Source organism: Nonomuraea bangladeshensis (genome assembly GCF_039529455.1).
GTDB lineage: Bacteria > Actinomycetota > Actinomycetes > Streptosporangiales > Streptosporangiaceae > Nonomuraea > Nonomuraea bangladeshensis.
Genome location: NZ_BAAAMV010000001.1, coordinates 476,858 through 492,209, shown reverse-complemented (window position 1 = coordinate 492,209; position 15,352 = coordinate 476,858). Strand labels below are relative to the sequence as shown.

The 15,352-nt window shown below is 72.9% G+C and carries 15 protein-coding genes; 11 read left to right on the top strand and 4 right to left on the bottom strand.

The features are described from left to right. Window positions 1-67 precede the first annotated feature (67 nt). From ABD292_RS02055 to ABD292_RS02045, 3 genes are read left to right on the top strand one after another with little or no spacing between them, the layout of a single operon-like run. Window positions 68-1,558, top strand: a complete 1,491-nt coding sequence (locus ABD292_RS02055; RefSeq protein ID WP_245774958.1) for an Nramp family divalent metal transporter — start codon at window positions 68-70, stop codon at window positions 1,556-1,558. Then, the gene (locus tag ABD292_RS02050; protein ID WP_344204763.1) at window positions 1,558-2,049 is read left to right on the top strand and encodes a hypothetical protein; all 492 of its coding nucleotides are present in this window, start codon (window positions 1,558-1,560) and stop codon (window positions 2,047-2,049) included. Before ABD292_RS02055 ends, ABD292_RS02050 begins: the two co-directional genes overlap by 1 nt. Beyond that, on the top strand, window positions 2,046-3,041 hold the full coding sequence (locus ABD292_RS02045; protein ID WP_344204762.1) for a TerC family protein: 996 nt from the start codon (window positions 2,046-2,048) through the stop codon (window positions 3,039-3,041). The genes ABD292_RS02050 and ABD292_RS02045 overlap by 4 nt, the downstream gene beginning before the upstream one ends. A 42-nt stretch (window positions 3,042-3,083) precedes the next feature. On the opposite strand, the gene ABD292_RS02040 is transcribed toward ABD292_RS02045, so the two are convergent. From ABD292_RS02040 to ABD292_RS02030, 3 genes are all read right to left on the bottom strand, one after another. Next, window positions 3,084-3,275 (bottom strand): hypothetical protein, encoded by a 192-nt coding sequence (locus tag ABD292_RS02040; RefSeq protein WP_344204760.1) that lies wholly within the window; start codon window positions 3,273-3,275, stop codon window positions 3,084-3,086. Between the two features lie 90 nt (window positions 3,276-3,365). Continuing rightward, window positions 3,366-4,100, bottom strand: a complete 735-nt coding sequence (locus tag ABD292_RS02035; protein ID WP_344205289.1) for a GntR family transcriptional regulator — start codon at window positions 4,098-4,100, stop codon at window positions 3,366-3,368. 140 nt (window positions 4,101-4,240) lie between these two features. Further along, window positions 4,241-5,485 carry an MFS transporter gene (locus ABD292_RS02030; RefSeq protein ID WP_344204759.1) on the bottom strand — a complete coding sequence of 415 codons (1,245 nt, stop codon included), beginning with the start codon at window positions 5,483-5,485 and terminating at the stop codon, window positions 4,241-4,243. Between the two features lie 89 nt (window positions 5,486-5,574). Here ABD292_RS02030 and sucC point away from each other — a divergent pair, with 89 nt between their 5' ends. Genes sucC through ABD292_RS02000 form a run of 6 tightly spaced genes read left to right on the top strand, consistent with a single transcriptional unit; the run spans window position 5,575 to window position 12,475 of the window. After that, window positions 5,575-6,705, top strand: coding sequence for an ADP-forming succinate--CoA ligase subunit beta (sucC, locus tag ABD292_RS02025; protein ID WP_344204758.1), 1,131 nt, complete (start codon window positions 5,575-5,577; stop codon window positions 6,703-6,705). A gap of 3 nt (window positions 6,706-6,708) precedes the next feature. Beyond that, entirely contained in the window at window positions 6,709-7,590 is an 882-nt protein-coding gene (gene sucD / locus ABD292_RS02020) for a succinate--CoA ligase subunit alpha (protein WP_344204757.1), read from the top strand. Continuing rightward, entirely contained in the window at window positions 7,587-8,351 is a 765-nt protein-coding gene (locus tag ABD292_RS02015) for a hydroxypyruvate isomerase family protein (RefSeq protein ID WP_344204755.1), read from the top strand. Before sucD ends, ABD292_RS02015 begins: the two co-directional genes overlap by 4 nt. Further along, the gene (locus tag ABD292_RS02010; protein WP_344204754.1) at window positions 8,348-9,208 is read left to right on the top strand and encodes a 2-hydroxy-3-oxopropionate reductase; all 861 of its coding nucleotides are present in this window, start codon (window positions 8,348-8,350) and stop codon (window positions 9,206-9,208) included. Before ABD292_RS02015 ends, ABD292_RS02010 begins: the two co-directional genes overlap by 4 nt. After that, window positions 9,205-10,926: a glyoxylate carboligase gene (gcl, locus tag ABD292_RS02005; RefSeq protein WP_344204753.1), complete on the top strand. Its 1,722-nt coding sequence runs from the start codon at window positions 9,205-9,207 to the stop codon at window positions 10,924-10,926. Before ABD292_RS02010 ends, gcl begins: the two co-directional genes overlap by 4 nt. 13 nt (window positions 10,927-10,939) lie before the next feature. Then, complete coding sequence (locus ABD292_RS02000) at window positions 10,940-12,475, top strand: aldehyde dehydrogenase family protein (RefSeq protein WP_344204751.1); 1,536 nt, start codon at window positions 10,940-10,942, stop codon at window positions 12,473-12,475. Here ABD292_RS02000 and ABD292_RS01995 read toward each other — a convergent pair. Beyond that, window positions 12,472-12,822, bottom strand: a complete 351-nt coding sequence (locus ABD292_RS01995; RefSeq protein WP_344204749.1) for a DUF6703 family protein — start codon at window positions 12,820-12,822, stop codon at window positions 12,472-12,474. The two genes, ABD292_RS02000 and ABD292_RS01995, sit on opposite strands and share 4 nt — an antisense overlap. Window positions 12,823-12,876: 54 nt before the next feature. On the opposite strand from ABD292_RS01995, the gene ABD292_RS01990 reads away from it, so the two are divergent. Both ABD292_RS01990 and ABD292_RS01985 read left to right on the top strand, forming a co-directional pair. After that, window positions 12,877-13,155 carry an antibiotic biosynthesis monooxygenase family protein gene (locus ABD292_RS01990; protein WP_344204747.1) on the top strand — a complete coding sequence of 93 codons (279 nt, stop codon included), beginning with the start codon at window positions 12,877-12,879 and terminating at the stop codon, window positions 13,153-13,155. A gap of 94 nt (window positions 13,156-13,249) precedes the next feature. Further along, complete coding sequence (locus ABD292_RS01985) at window positions 13,250-14,635, top strand: glycine--tRNA ligase (RefSeq protein WP_344204745.1); 1,386 nt, start codon at window positions 13,250-13,252, stop codon at window positions 14,633-14,635. The last annotated feature ends 717 nt before the right edge of the window (window positions 14,636-15,352 follow it).

Genomic DNA, 15,352 nt, shown 5'->3' with positions numbered 1-15,352 from the left:
AGGACGAGGCGAGGGGGCTAGATCGGGGCGCACGAGGAAGGCAACACACCCCCCAGGAGGTCCGTAGGTGGACACATCGAACACACCACCGGCGACGGCCACGCCGCCGGTGGAGGATCAACGAGTATGGAAGGCGGGCCGGCTGGAGCCGATGCCCATCAGGAAGCTCCCCGACGCGCCGCCCTCGGTGCACCTGCTCGGGCCGACGGTCTTCCTGGTCGCGCTCGGCGTCGGCATGGGCGAGTCGTACATGTGGCCCCGGCTGGTGCTGCTGTTCGGGCCGGAGATCAGGTGGCTGTTCCTGATCGGCGTGACCCTGCAGGCCGTGGTCATGCTGGAGATGGCGCGCTACGCCATGGCCACCGGGGAGAGCATCTTCTCCGGCGCGGCCCGGGTGTTCAAGCCGCTGATGTGGTTCTTCTTCGTCGTCGCCGTCGCGGTCTACATCTGGCCGGGGCACCTGTCGGCGGGGGCGGCGGCGTTCGAGGAGATCACCGGCATACCGTGGATGGTGACCGCGATCGCGGGGCTGATCCTCGTCGGCGTGGTCTTCACCCTCGCCAAGGTGATCTACAACCTCCTGGAGAACGTGCTGTCGCTGCTCATCGGCGCGCTCGTGCTCGGCACGGCCGTGGTCGCGGCCATGGTCGGCTCCTGGAGCGACGTGGTCACCACGATCACCGGCATGTTCTCCTTCGGCTACCTGCCGCCGCAGGCGATGTCGGCGGCCTGGTTCCCGGTCATCGTCGGGGCGTGCGCGTTCGCCGGGCCCTCCGGCATGCAGCAGATGTGGTACACGCTGCACCTGCGTGACTCCGGGGCCGGCATGGGCGCGCACCAGCCGCAGATCCGCGGGCTGCGGCACGCCGGCGAGGAGGAGGAGCGGCCCGCCCGCGGGTTCATGTTCGACACCTCCGACCCGGCCGAGATGGCGAAGTGGAAGGGCTGGCGGCGCTGGGTCACCTTCGACGCGCTGCTGTTGTTCTGGGGCATCACCATGCTGGTCACGATCTCCTTCACGGTGATCGCGCAGGCGGCGGTGCGGATCGACCCGGGCGTGCGGCAGGTCATTCAGGGCGACGACCGGGAGGTGGCGCTGACCGCGATGTCGAACGCCGTCTCCTCGGCGGGCAGCTCGGTTCTCGGGGTCGTGTTCCTCGGGTTCATCGCGCTGATCGGCCTGAACGCGACGCTCGGCCTGTTCGACTCGTTCTCGCGCGGCCAGGCGGACATGACCTTCCACTTCATCCCCGGCGCGAAGAAGCTCGGCATGTCCAAGCTGTACGCGATCTTCCTGTGGGGAGTGATCCTCTTCGGGATCCTGATCCTGCTCTTCGGCCCCGCCGACGGGCCGAGCGGGATCCTGGACACGCTGGCGTTCCTGTCGACGTTCGCGATGGGGGCGTACTGCGTGACGCTGCTGCTGGTCAACAACCGCATGCTGCCCAAGCCGATCAGGCCCCGGTGGTGGTCGAACGTGATCATCGGCTTCGGCGCGGTGTTCTACCTCGGCATGCTGTTCTACAGCCTCTTCGCCTACGGCGTGGTCGTGGGCTGATGGAGCGACGGCACAGTTTCGAGCTCGCCCTGCCAGGGGCGTCCATCGGAGCCGTCGCCGGCGCCATGGCCGGTGGGCTGACCCTGTTCGCGGGGGCGCCCACCGGACTGGCCGCCCAGGCGGCCCTGGCGCTGGCCACGCCGCTCGCCCTCTTCGGCGGGCTGTTCGGCGTGCTCGTCGGCCACGGCGTGCTCCGGCCCGGCACCTTCGGGCCGGCCGGCCTGTACTGGATGGCGGCCTTCCCGCTGTCCCGGCTGCTCCAGGAGAGCGTGGCGGGGGTGGGCATGCACGACGGCGTGCTTCCCTTCCTCGCCTACCAGGCCATGGTGGGGCTCGGCTTCGCCATCGGCTTCGTCTGGCTGCACGAGCGGTTCATGCCGTACTGGCTGTCCCACCGCGCGGCCGTCAACCCGCTGGCGGCCGAGTTGCTCGCCGTCTACGTCAGGTACGCCACGACGCTGCGTGCAGGAAAGAAGGGAAGCAGGCGGTGAACCTGCCCTTCTGGATCTGGGCGGCCACCCTCGGGGGCTTCGCCGCGGTCCTCGCGTTCGACTTCTGGATGGTGGCCCGCAACCCGCACGAGCCGTCGATGCGCGAGTGCGTCGGCTGGGTGTCGTTCTACGTCGGACTGGCCGCGGCCTTCGGCGCCGGACTGCTCCTGCTGTCCGGCCCCGCGCACGGCGGCGAGTTCTTCGCGGGATGGATCACCGAGTACTCGCTCAGCGTGGACAACCTCTTCGTGTTCCTGCTGATCATGAGCAGGTTCCGGGTGCCGCGGGAGTACCGGCAGAAGGTGCTGCTCATCGGCATCGTGCTGGCGCTGGTCATGCGCGGGGCGTTCATCGCGGCCGGCGCGGGCGCCGTCCAGCGCTTCGACTGGCTCTTCTACGTGTTCGGCGCCTTCCTCGTCTATACAGCGTGGAAGCTCATCGGGCACGAGGAGGAGGCGGAGTTCTCCGAGAACCTCGCGCTGCGGACCGTGCGGCGGGTGCTGCCGACCACGGACACCTACCACGGCGCCCGCCTCACCGTGCACCACGGGCGCAGGCTGGTGACCCCGATGCTGATCGTGATGGTCGCCATCGGGACCACCGACCTGCTGTTCGCGCTCGACTCGATCCCGGCCATCTTCGGGCTCACCAAGGAGCCCTACCTGGTGTTCACCGCGAACGCGTTCGCCCTCATGGGGCTGCGGCAGCTCTTCTTCCTCATCGGCGGGCTGCTCGACCGGCTCGTCTACCTGAGCAAGGGGCTGTCGGTGGTGCTCGCCTTCATCGGGCTGAAGCTCATCATGGAGGCGCTGCACCACGACGGCGTGTCCTGGGCGCCGGAGGTGCCGATCATGGTCTCCCTCGGCGTCATCGTCGGCACCCTCGCGGTGACGACGGTGCTGAGCCTGGTCAAGTCGGCCCGCGACGCCAGGAGAGCTCGCGAGCCGGAGTCGGCGGGCCAGTCCTCGGGCCGGTCATCGGGGCAGTCGTAGCGGCGCCGGGCCGCGGCGGGGGCGTGCCGCTTCCGCCGCGGCTCAGTGCCGCGGGCTCTCGTGGACGTCGTGCCCGGACGTCGTGCCCGGCGTGGCCCACAGCCGCAGGTAGCGCTCGGCGTCGTCGGCCGAGCCCTGCCTGCGCAGGGCCGTGCTCAGCCCGAGGCCGATCGCGCGGCCGTCCGACGGCGAGCCCGCGGGTTCCGCGAGGAGAAAGCGGAGGAACGCTCTCATGGTCATGCACCTCCCATCCGTGCCGCCCCATCCTCCGGCGGAGGTGTTTCCGGGCGGGTGTCACGATGTGAACGTCAGGTCAAACGGCATTCAGCCGGCCGTACGGCGGCGCCGGCGCACGGGCTTGGGAGCGGGCTCGACCGGCTCCTTCTCCCGCTGCTCCATGTAGGACACGCGGGTGTGCTCGGTGTGCTCGCGCATGACCTTCGCCGCGCGGCGCTCGTCGCCGGCCTCGATGGCGTCGATCAGGCTCGTGTGCTCCTCCCAGGAGGCCATGCCGCGCTGGCGGGCCACCGGCGTGTGGTACCATCGCACCCGCCTGGCCACCTGGCTGGTCAGCTCGGCCAGCACCTTGTTGCCGGACAGCGCGGTCACCAGGGCGTGCAGCTCGGAGTTGGTGGCCACGGCGGCGTCCACGTCGTCGGCCCGCACGGCCGCGATGCCGCGCGCGCAGAGCTCGCGCAGCCGCTTCACGCCGTCCTCGCCGGCGTGCTGGGCGGCCAGGCGCGCCGCCTCGGTCTCCAGCAGCGCGCGGACCGCGAGCAGCTGGTCGGCCTCCTCCACGGTGGGCACGTGCACGAACGCGCCCTGGCCGGGGTGCAGGTCCACCCAGCCCTCGCCGCTGAGCTGCTGGAGCGCCTCGCGCACCGGCTGCCTGGAGACGCCGAGGAGGTCGGCCAGCTCGCTCTCGACCAGGTGCTGGCCGGGCTTGAGCTGGCCGGAGACGATGAGCTCCTGGATGGCCTCGATGACGCTCTCCCGCAGCGTGGCGGGGCGCTGGATCTTGGTGGCCGCCGGCTGACCGGCCTGCTCCGACAGCAACATGGTCACCTCTCCAGGGAACTGCGTATCGTACGGGTTCGGGCGTTTCGCTGTTTTTGGTCGACTGCCTACAGCATACCGTTCGCCGCATGAACGCGGCCCGTGAGCCTCGTCACAGAATGCCTGCACAGGGGCCCTGTGACTCACGCGGGGAGCGTGGCGGGCAGGCCGGGCAGGCGCAGGCGGGGCGCGGCCAGCGCGGGCAGGGCCGCCAGCGCGGCCGCGGCCAGCAGGGCGGTCGCGGGCGCGCTCAGCGCGGCGGCGGCCAGCGCGACCGCGCCGACCCCCGCCAGGGCCTTGGCGCTGTAGACGACGGCGTGGATCTCGCCGTGCCGCTCGACCCCGAAGAACTCGCGGACGAGGCTGGCCAGCAGCGGATAGAAGGCCCCGCCCCCGAGCCCGGCCGCCACCACCCCCAGCCAGAGCAGCACCCCGTGCCCGGCCCCTGCTGCCAGGCCGGCGGCGAGGAGGAGCTGGCCGAGGGCGAGCGAGCCGAGGACGCCGGCCAGGGTGCGACGCCGCCCGAACCGCTCGGAGCAGCGCATCGCCAGCGCCCGCCCCGCGCCGTTGAGCGCGACCAGCAGCGCCGCCGCCGCCCACGCCCCGGTCGCCGCCACCACGATCACGTCGAACACCGACACCGCCCCGGCACAGGTCAGGATGAGCGCCAGCGCCGGGAGCGCGCGCGTGCGCAGCGCCTGCGGCAGGAGGAACTGGCGGGCGGCGTCGGGGGTGACCCGCAGCCGGGCCGCGTCGAGCGCGTGCGTACGCGGATCCAGGCTCTCCGGCCACCACAGCGCCGGGGCCGGGCGCAGCCCCCGCGCCGCCGCCCCGACGACGACGGCGGCCACGATGGCGGCGGTCACGAAGGCGGCCGGCGTCGCGCCCGGGGCGAGCCCGGCCCACACCAGCAGCGGCACGGCGCCGTACCCGAAGGCCCCGGTGATCAGCCCGACCCGGGCGGCGGCCCGCTCCGGGTACCAGGAGGCGACGACCTCGCAGCACACCCCGTAGACCAGGCCCGCGCCCAGCCCGCCGAGCAGCGCGTACCCGGCGAGGGCGAGCGGCCAGGACGCCCCGGCGAGCCCGGCGGCGGCGAGCCCGGCGGCGCTCAGCGCGGCCCCGGCGGCCAGCGCGGGCCGGACGCCGAGGCGGCCACGCCGTACCAGGTGGAGGGCCGGGAGCGCACCCGCGGCCTGGGCGGCGATCCAGGCGGCGAGCAGGGTCAGGCCGGCGCCCTCGCGGGCGAGGAGCGCGGCGAAGCCGTACTGGAGGGGGCTGATCGCCGCCATGGCGGCCAGGGCGAGCCGGAACATGCGGGTGCGGTCTGCGGGGACGGGTCCGGGAAGGTAGGCACGGCCCCGCCAGTCACGGATTGCATTCTCCATACTGTATGGAATATCCCGCTGATCAGCCCACTGTCGAGCCCTAGACGGAGAATATTCCATACGGTATACCGTACACAAAGGAGGCTCGCATGGACCTGTACGAGTACCAGGCGAAGGAGCTCTTCAGGCGGCACGGCATCCCGGTCCCGCGTGGCGCGGTCGCGGAGACCCCGGCCGAGGCCCGCGCGATCGCGGCCGACCTGAACGCGCCCGTCGTCATCAAGGCCCAGGTCAAGACCGGTGGACGAGGCAAGGCGGGCGGCATCAGGCCGGCGGCGGGGCCGGTCGCGGCCGAGCACGAGGCCGCCCGCGTGCTCGGGATGGACATCAAGGGGCACCGCGCCCGCCGCGTCCTGGTGGAGGCCGCGACCGTGCCGTTCGAGGAGTACTACGCGGCCTTCCTGGTGGACCGCGCCGAGGGCGGTTTCCTGGCGATGGTGTCCGGCCAGGGCGGCGTGGAGATCGAGGAGCTGGCGGCGCGCGACCCCGGCGCGATCGTCCGGCTCCCCGTGGACCCGGTCGAGGGCGTGGACGCCGAGGCCGCCCGGCTGCTCGCGGCCAAGGCGGGCCTGCCCGAGCAGGCCGCCGAGGTGCTGGAACGGCTGTGGCGGGTGCTGGTGGCAGAGGACGCGCTGCTGGTCGAGGTCAACCCGCTCATCTGCACCACCGACCAGCGCGTCGTGGCGCTCGACGGCAAGGTCACCCTGGACGACAACGCCGCCTTCCGGCACCGGCGCGAGGCCGAGGAGCCGACCGGCGGCCTGGAGGACCGCGCCCGCGCCAAGGGGCTCAACTACGTGAAGCTGGACGGCACGGTCGGCGTGATCGGCAACGGCGCGGGCCTGGTGATGAGCACGCTGGACGTGGTGGCCGGCGCCGGCGCGGCCCCGGCGAACTTCCTGGACATCGGCGGCGGCGCCTCCGCGCAGGTGATGGCCGACGGGCTGGAGATCATCCTGGCCGACCCCGACGTGCGCTCGGTGCTGGTCAACGTCTTCGGGGGCATCACCGCCTGCGACGCCGTGGCCAACGGCATCGTCACCGCACTGCAACTCCTGGGCGAGCGGGGCCACGGCCGGCCCATCGTCGTACGGCTCGACGGCAACAACGCCGAGCTGGGCCGGCGCATCCTCGACGAGGCCAGGCACCCGGCCGTCCGCCAGGTCTCCACCATGGACGCCGCCGCAGCCACGGCGGCCGGACTCGCGGCAGGGGCGTGAAAGATGGCGATCTTCCTCACCAAGGACAGCCGGGTGCTCGTGCAGGGCATGACCGGCGCGGAGGGCACTCGGCACACGGCCCGCATGCTGGCCGCCGGCACCGACGTCGTGGCCGGGGTGACCCCGGGCAAGGGCGGCCGGTCGGTGGACTTCGGCGAGCGCACGGTGCCGGTGTTCGGCTCGGTGGCCGAGGCGGTGGAGGAGACCGGCGCGGACGTGTCGGTGGTGTTCGTGCCGCCGCGCTTCACCGGCGGGGCCGTCGAGGAGGCCGTGGCCGCCGGGGTGCCGCTGTGCGTGGTGATCACCGAGGGCGTACCGGTGCACGACACCGTGCGCTTCCGGGCGCTCGCGCGGGGACGTACCCGGATCATCGGCCCCAACTGCCCCGGACTGATCAGCCCCGGGCAGTCGTCGGCCGGCATCATCCCCGCCGACATCACCACCGCCGGCCGCATCGGCCTGGTCTCCAAGTCCGGCACCCTCACCTACCAGCTCATGTACGAGCTGCGCGACCTCGGCTTCTCCACCTGCGTCGGCATCGGCGGCGACCCGGTCGTCGGCACCACGCACATCGACTGCCTGCGGGCGTTCCAGGACGACCCGGGCACCGACGCGATCGTGATGATCGGCGAGATCGGCGGCGACGCCGAGGAGCGGGCCGCCGCCCACATCGCCGGGCACGTCACGAAGCCGGTGGTGGCGTACGTGGCCGGGTTCACCGCCCCCGAGGGCAGGACGATGGGCCACGCCGGGGCCATCGTGTCCGGCTCGTCCGGCACCGCCCGCGCCAAGAAGGAGGCGCTGGAGGCCGCCGGCGTCCGCGTCGGCGAGACCCCGTCCGAGACCGCCCGCCTGCTGCGCTCGGTCCTGGCGGGTGCCCGGTGAGGTTCGCCGTCAACCTGTCCATCCTGTTCACCGAGCTGCCGCTGCTGGAGCGGCCCGCCGCGGCGGCCAAGCACGGGTTCGACGCCGTCGAGCTGTGGTGGCCGTTCGGCGGGCCGGAGCCGGCGGCAGCGGAGACGGCCGCCCTGCGCCGGGCGATCGAGGCGGCCGGGGTCCGCCTCACCGGGCTGAACTTCGACGCCGGCGACATGGCGGCGGGCGAGCGCGGCCTGCTGGCCCGCCCCGACGGCGCGCAGCGGTTCCTCGCCGGCATCGGGCCGGCCGTCCGGCTGGCCGGGGAGCTGGGCTGCCCGGTGCTGAACGCCCTCTACGGCAACGGCCCCGGCACCGACAGGGAGCTGGCCGTGGCCAACCTGCGCCGGGCGGCGGACGCGGCGGCCGGCGTGGGCGCGACCGTGGTCGTCGAGGCGCTCAACGCCCACGACAACCCGCGCTATCCGATCACGTCGTCGGAGGCGGCGTTCGCGCTGATCGACGAGGTGGACAGGGAGAACGTCGCGTTCCTGGCCGACCTCTACCACCTGCACCGGATGGGCGAGGACGTGCTCGCGCTCATCGACCGCCACGCCGCCCGCTTCGGCCACGTGCAGATCGCCGACGACCCCGGCAGGGGACGGCCGGGCAGCGGGGGGATGCCGTACCCGGAGATCCTCGCGCGGCTGGCGGCGGCGGGCTACGAGGGGCACGTCGGCCTGGAGTACCGGCACGAGGGGCCGGGCGCGTTCGACTGGAGGCACGCGTGAACATCGGCTTCATCGGTCTGGGGATCATGGGCGGCCCCATGGCCGCCAACCTCGTCAAGGCGGGGCACACCGTACGCGGCCACGACGTGAGCGCCGCGCCCGTCGAACGGCTGGCCGCGCTCGGCGGCGAGGCCGCCGCCGACGTGCCCGGCGCGGTCGAGGGCGCGGACGTCGTGATCACCATGCTGCCCGACTCGCCGCAGGTCGAGGAGGTCGCGCCGCTCGTCGTCAGGCACGGCCGCCCCGGCCTGCTCTACCTCGACATGAGCACGATCAGGCCGGAGACCTCCCGCAAGGTGGCGCGCGAGGCCGCCGCCGCCGGCGTACGGGCGCTGGACGCCCCGGTGAGCGGCGGCGAGCGCGGCGCGGTCGACGCCACCCTGTCGATCATGGTGGGCGGCGAGCGGGAGGCGTATGAGGCGGCCCGGCCGGTCCTCGGGGCGCTCGGCACGACGATCGTGCACGTGGGCCCCGCCGGGGCCGGGCAGACCGTGAAGGCGGCCAACCAGCTCGTCGTCGGCGGCATCTACGGCCTGGTGGCCGAGGCGATCGTGCTGCTGGAGGCGAGCGGCGTGGACCCCGTCGCCGGGCTGGACGTGCTGGCGGGCGGCCTGGCCGGCTCCCGGATCCTGGAGCTCAAGCGCCACACCATGATCAGGCGCGAGTTCACCCCGGGCTTCCGCATCGACCTGCACCACAAGGACATGGGCATCGCCGTCGCCGCCGCCCGCGAGGCCGGCGTCGCGCTGCCGCTCACCGGCCAGGTCGCCCAGCTCGTGGCCGCGGCGCGGGCACAGGGACACGGCTCGCTCGACCACTCCGCCCTGCTCAAGGTCGTCGAAAGGCTGAACACGTGAAGCGCATCCCGTGCATGGAGGCCGTGGTCGCGGTGCTGGAGTCGGAGGGGGTGGACACCGTCTTCGGCATCCCCGGGGCGGCCATCCTGCCGTTCTACGCCGCGCTGCGGGGCAGCTCGATCCGGCACGTGACGGTCCGCCACGAGGAGGGCGGCACGCACGCGGCCGACGGCTGGGCCAGGGTCACCGGCAACGTCGGCGTCTGCGTCGGCACCTCCGGCCCGGCCGGCACCAACATGATCACCGGCCTCTACACCGCGCTCGCCGACTCGATCCCCATCGTCTGCGTCACCGGCCAGGCCGAGAGCGCCAAGCTGCACCAGGAGGCGTTCCAGGCGGTCGACATCGTGGAGATCGCCCGGCCGGTCACCAAATGGGCGGTGCAGCTCAAGGAGCCCGCCCAGGCGCCGTGGGTGTTCCGCGAGGCGTTCAGGATCGCCCGCTCCGGGCGGCCGGGGCCCGTGCTCATCGACCTGCCGCTCGACGTGCAGCGCGGCACCTGCCGCTACGACCGCGACCTCGACGCCCCGCTGCCGGTCGAGGTGCCGCGCCCGCTGCCGAAGCCGGTGCGCAGGGCGGTGGACCTGCTGGAGGGCGCCCGGCGGCCGATCATCCTCGCGGGCGGCGGCGTCATCATCGGCGAGGCGGCGGAGGAGCTGCGGGCGCTGGCCGAGTACCTCCAGGTGCCGGTGCAGGTGACGCTCATGGGCAAGGGGGCCTTCCCCGAGGACCACCCGCTGTTCGCCGGAATGGCCGGCATCCAGACGCAGACCCGCTGGGGGAACGCCGCGTTCCTGGAGAGCGACCTCGTGCTCGCCGTCGGGGCCCGCTTCGGCGACCGGCACACCGGCGACCTGGACGTCTACCGGCGCGGCCGCTCCTTCATCCACGTGGACATCGAGCCGACCCAGCTCGGCCGGGTCTTCGAGCCCGACCTCGGGATCGTCGGGCACGCCCGGCCGGCGCTCGCCGCGCTCCTCGACGAGGCCCGCGCCCGCGGCGGCCCCCGCGCGCCGGGCACGTGGGCGCGCAAGGTGGCCGGCCTGCGCCGCACGCTGAACCGGCGCGACGACTTCGACGACGTGCCGATCAAGCCGCCCCGGGTGTTCCGCGAGATCAACGACTTCTTCGGCAGGGACACCACGTTCGTCACCGCGATCGGGCTCTACCAGATCTGGTCCGGGCAGTTCCAGGCGACGTACCTGCCGCGCCGCTACCTGGTGTGCGGGCAGGCCGGGCCACTGGGGTGGGAGGTGCCGGCCGCGATGGGCGTCAAGTGCGCGCATCCGGAGCGGCAGGTGGTGGCCGTCGTCGGCGACTACTCCTTCCAGTTCCTCATGGAGGAGGTCGCGGTGGCCGCGCAGCACCGGATCCCGTTCGTCATCATCATGATCAACAACGAGTACCTGGGGCTCATCCGGCAGGCCGAGCTCCCGTACGGGATGAACTACGCCGTGGATCTGCACTACGGCGAGGGCGGCATCGACCACGTCAAGGCCATGGAGGCGTTCGGCTGCCCGGCGCGCCGGGTCGAGCTGCCCGGCGACCTCCGTGACGCGCTGGCCTGGGCGAGCGCCGAGTCCGCCCGCGAGCGGCTGCCGGTCCTGGTGGAGGTGATGGTCGAGCGCGAGGCCAACGCCGCCATGGGGCCGGCGCTGGACGCGATCAAGGAGTACGAGCCGCTGCCCGAGCTCATCTCCGCCGACTGGTCCGACTGAGGAAGGATCCGACATGCGGCTCAAACCGGGCACGGCCTGGCACGACGCGTACGACCGCTGCCGGACGGCGGCCCCCGAAGCCTTCCACGACGACCGGGTGCTCAACCACTGGGGCGGCATCTGGCACCGCGACGGCCGCCCCGTGCCCGGCTTCTCGCCCCTCGACGGCACCGCCATCGCCGGCCCGCCGCGCCTCGACCGGGCCGGCGCGGGCCGGGCCGTCGCCGGGGCGGTCGAGGAGCACCGGCGCTGGCGGCACGTCCCGCTCGCCGCCCGCAAGGCCATGGTCACCGCCGCCGTCGAGTCGATGGCCGCCCACCGCGACCTGCTGGCCCTGCTGCTGGTCTGGGAGATCGGCAAGCCGTGGCGGACCGCCCGCGCCGACGTGGACCGCTGCCTGGACGGCGTGCGCTGGTACCTCGACGAGATCGACCGGATGACCGCCGGCCGCACCCCGCTGCCCGGCCCGGTCAGCAACATCGCGAGCTGGAACTACCCGATGAGCGTGCTCATGCACGCCATGCTCGTGCAGGCGCTGGCCGGCAACGCGGTCATCGCCAAGACCCCCACCGACGGCGGGCTGAGCTGCCTCACCCTGGCCTGCGCGCTCGCCGTACGCGAAGGGCTGCCGTTCACCCTCGTCAGCGGGGGAGGAGCGGAGCTGTCGCCGGTGCTGGCCGGCGGGCGGGCACTCGGCTGCGTGTCGTTCGTCGGCGGCAGGGACGCCGGCGCGAAGGTCGCCACCTCACTCGCCGACCTCGGCCGGCGGCACGTGCTGGAGCAGGAGGGGCTCAACTGCTGGGGCGTCTGGCGCTACGGCGACTGGGACACCCTCACCCGCCAGATCCGCGCCTCCTTCGACTACGGCAAGCAGCGCTGCACCGCCTACCCGCGCTTCGTCGTGCAGCGCGCGCTGTTCCACGACTTCCTGCGGGCCTACCTCGGAGCGGTGGACGCGCTGCGCTTCGGCCACCCCCTCGCCGTCGCCCGCCCGGACGACCCGCTGCCCGAGCTGGACTTCGGCCCGCTCATCAACGCCTCCAAAGCCAAGGAGCTCGCCGACCAGGTGGACGAGGCGGTGGCGCGCGGCGCCGTGCCGCTGCACCGGGCCTCGCCCGCCTCCGGGCACTTCCTGCCGGGCCAGGACACCTCCGCCTATCTCGCCCCGACCGCGCTGCTCGACCCGCCCCGCTCCTCGCCGCTCCACCACGCCGAGCCGTTCGGCCCGGTCGACACGATCGTCCTGGTGGACACCGAAGCCGAGCTGCTGGCCGCCATGAACGCCAGCAACGGCGCGCTCGTCGCCACCCTCTCCTGCGACGAGGAGGAGACCTTCCGCCGCCTCGCCCCCGAGGTGCGGGCCTTCAAGGTCGGGCACAACCGGCCGCGCTCGCGCGGCGACCGCGAGGAGCTGTTCGGCGGGCTCGGCGCGTCCTGGCGCGGCGCGTTCGTCGGCGGCGAACTGCTGGTCAAGGCCGTGACCGAGGGCCCGGACGGCGAACGCCTGCCGGGCAACTTCCCGCACTACACGCTGCTGCCCCCGGCCTAACCGGGGATCAGGCCGAAGCGGGTCGCCGCCACCGCCGCCACGAACAGCACCATGGCGACCCGCAGCACCTTCGCGCCCGGCCCCAGCGACGGCCAGGACAGGAACGCCAGCCAGCCGATGAACGCGAGCACCGCCAGCGCCGCCACCCCGCCGAGCGGGTTCGCCACCGCGAGCGCGGTCAGCAGCAGCATCACCAGCACCACGGGCGGCACCCAGCGGGGCACCTGCGTGAAGAGGTACGCCATCGGCACCGCGCTCCGCCGCTCCACGGCCTTGCGCAGCCCGCTCGCGCCTTCGGTGAAGAACCGCTCGCCCTGCGGGAGCGGGCGCTTGTCGTGAGAGGCCACGCCCAGAGCCTACGGGAGTGGCCGATGCGCCTCTAGGCTGTTCAGGTGCTCGCCGTGATCCGATACACCGTCCCAGAGTCCCAGTCCCAAGACTTCGCCAAGCAAGGGCAGACCATCCTCGACACGTTCGCCGGCCAGCCGGGCTTCCTGCGCGGGCGAGTGGCCCGCTCGGTCGACGAGCCCAACCTGTGGGCCCTGGTCTCGGAGTGGGAGGGCGCCGGGTTCTACCGCCGGGCGCTGTCCGCCGCCCGCATGGTGATGTATCCGCTGATGATCCTCATGGTCAACGAACCCAGCGCGTACGAGGACGTCCACACGCAGGACGGGACGTAGAGCCACTCGCGCCCGGGACCTCCGCCCGTCCCCTAAGCTGGGAGCTCACACTTTCACACTCGCCGACCTCCAGCCGGAAAGAGAACCAACCAAAATGGCACGACGCACCGACGTCATGGACACCATCGTCAGCCTCGCCAAGCGCCGCGGGCTCGTCTACCCGTCGAGCGAGATCTACGGCGGACTTCGCGCGTCGTGGGACTACGGTCCGCTGGGTGTCGAGCTGAAGAACAACGTCAAGCGGCAGTGGTGGCTGTCGATGGTCCAGGCCCGCGAGGACGTCGTGGGCCTCGACTCCTCGGTCGTCCTGGCTCCCGAGGTGTGGCGGGCCAGCGGCCACGTCGAGACCTTCACCGACCCGCTCACCGAGTGCATGTCCTGCCACAAGCGCTTCCGCGCCGACCACCTGGTCGAGGCGTACGAGGAGAAGCACGGCGCCGAGCCCGAGGGCGGCCTGGCCGGCATCACCTGCCCCAACTGCGGCAACAAGGGCACCTTCACCGAGCCCCGCCAGTTCAGCGGCCTGCTCAAGACCTTCCTCGGCCCGGTCGAGGACGAGTCCGGCCTCGCCTGGCTGCGGCCCGAGACGGCCCAGGGCATCTTCATCAACTACCTCAACGTGCAGCAGTCCGCGCGCAGGAAGATCCCGTTCGGCATCGGCCAGATCGGCAAGTCGTTCCGCAACGAGATCACGCCGGGCAACTTCATCTTCCGCACCCGCGAGTTCGAGCAGATGGAGATGGAGTTCTTCGTCAAGCCGGGCACCGACGAGGAGTGGCACCAGTACTGGATCGACGAGCGCTACCGCTGGTACTCCGACCTGGGCATCAACAAGGACAACCTGCGCCTGTACGAGCACCCCAAGGACAAGCTGTCCCACTACTCCAAGCGCACCGTCGACATCGAATACCGCTTCAACTTCACCGGCTCGGAGTGGGGTGAGCTGGAGGGCATCGCCAACCGCACCGACTTCGACCTGACCGCCCACTCCAAGGCGTCGGGCGTCGACCTCAGCTTCTTCGAGCAGGACACCGGGGAGCGCTACGTCCCCTTCGTCATCGAGCCGGCGGCGGGCGTCGACCGGGCCACGCTGACGTTCCTGCTCGACGCCTACAGCGAGGACGAGGCTCCCAACGCCAAGGGCCAGCTGGAGAAGCGCACGGTCATGCGGCTCGACCACCGGCTCGCGCCGGTCAAGGCCGCGGTGCTGCCGCTCTCGCGCAACGCCGACCTGTCGCCGAAGGCCCGCGACCTGGCCGCGCAGCTCCGCCGCCGGTGGAACGTCGAGTTCGACGACGCCGGCGCGATCGGCCGCCGCTACCGCCGCCAGGACGAGATCGGCACGCCGTTCTGCATCACCGTCGACTTCGACACGCTTGAGGACCACGCGGTGACGATCCGCGAGCGCGACAGCATGACGCAGGAGCGCATCGCGATCGACGGCGTCGAGTCCTACCTGCGCCAGCACCTCAACGACTGACCCCGCCTCCGTTTCCTCCTCGCCCGCGACATGGCGCCCGGGCGAGGAGGAAGCCCGCCACCGGCGCCACGACAACCACCTGACAGCCCTTCGCCGATCCGTCCGGCATTGCGACGGGCCGCAGCGCAGCGAGCCGGCGTCCGCTGCAGCCCTGCAGCCGCCACGCGCCGACCGCTGAAACGGTCGGCCGCGCCGCGCGCCGTCCGCCGACACGCCCGTCCGGACACAGCCGCGCCTCGTACCGTCCGGACACAGCCGTCCCGACCCGGCCGGCAGCGTTGCGGGCCGGCAGCCGCCGTCGGCCGGCCAGACAGGCCGATCGGGAGCATGCCCTCCCCGACGGACCCCCGTGCGCCTTCCAGCACCCGCAGCACCAGAAGAGCGGCCCCCGGGCTGCGCCCCCGCGCAGAGGCCCCGAACTGCGCCCCGCATGGGCCCGCGGTGCGCCTGCCTGCGCCCCGCATGGGCCCGTGGTGCGCCTGCCTGCGCCCCGCATGGGCCCGTGGTGCGCCTGCCTGCGCCCCGCATGGGCCCGTGGTGCGCCTGCCTGCGCCCCGCATGGGCCCGTGGTGCTCCTGCCTGCGCCCCGCATGGGCCCGTGGTGCGCCTGCCTGCGCCCCGCATGGGCCCGCGGTGCGCCTGCCTGTGCCGCGCCTGCCCGTGCCGCGCTCGCCCGTGCTGCCACCCGCCGGTCGTCGGAGACGGAGGGCCGCTGCT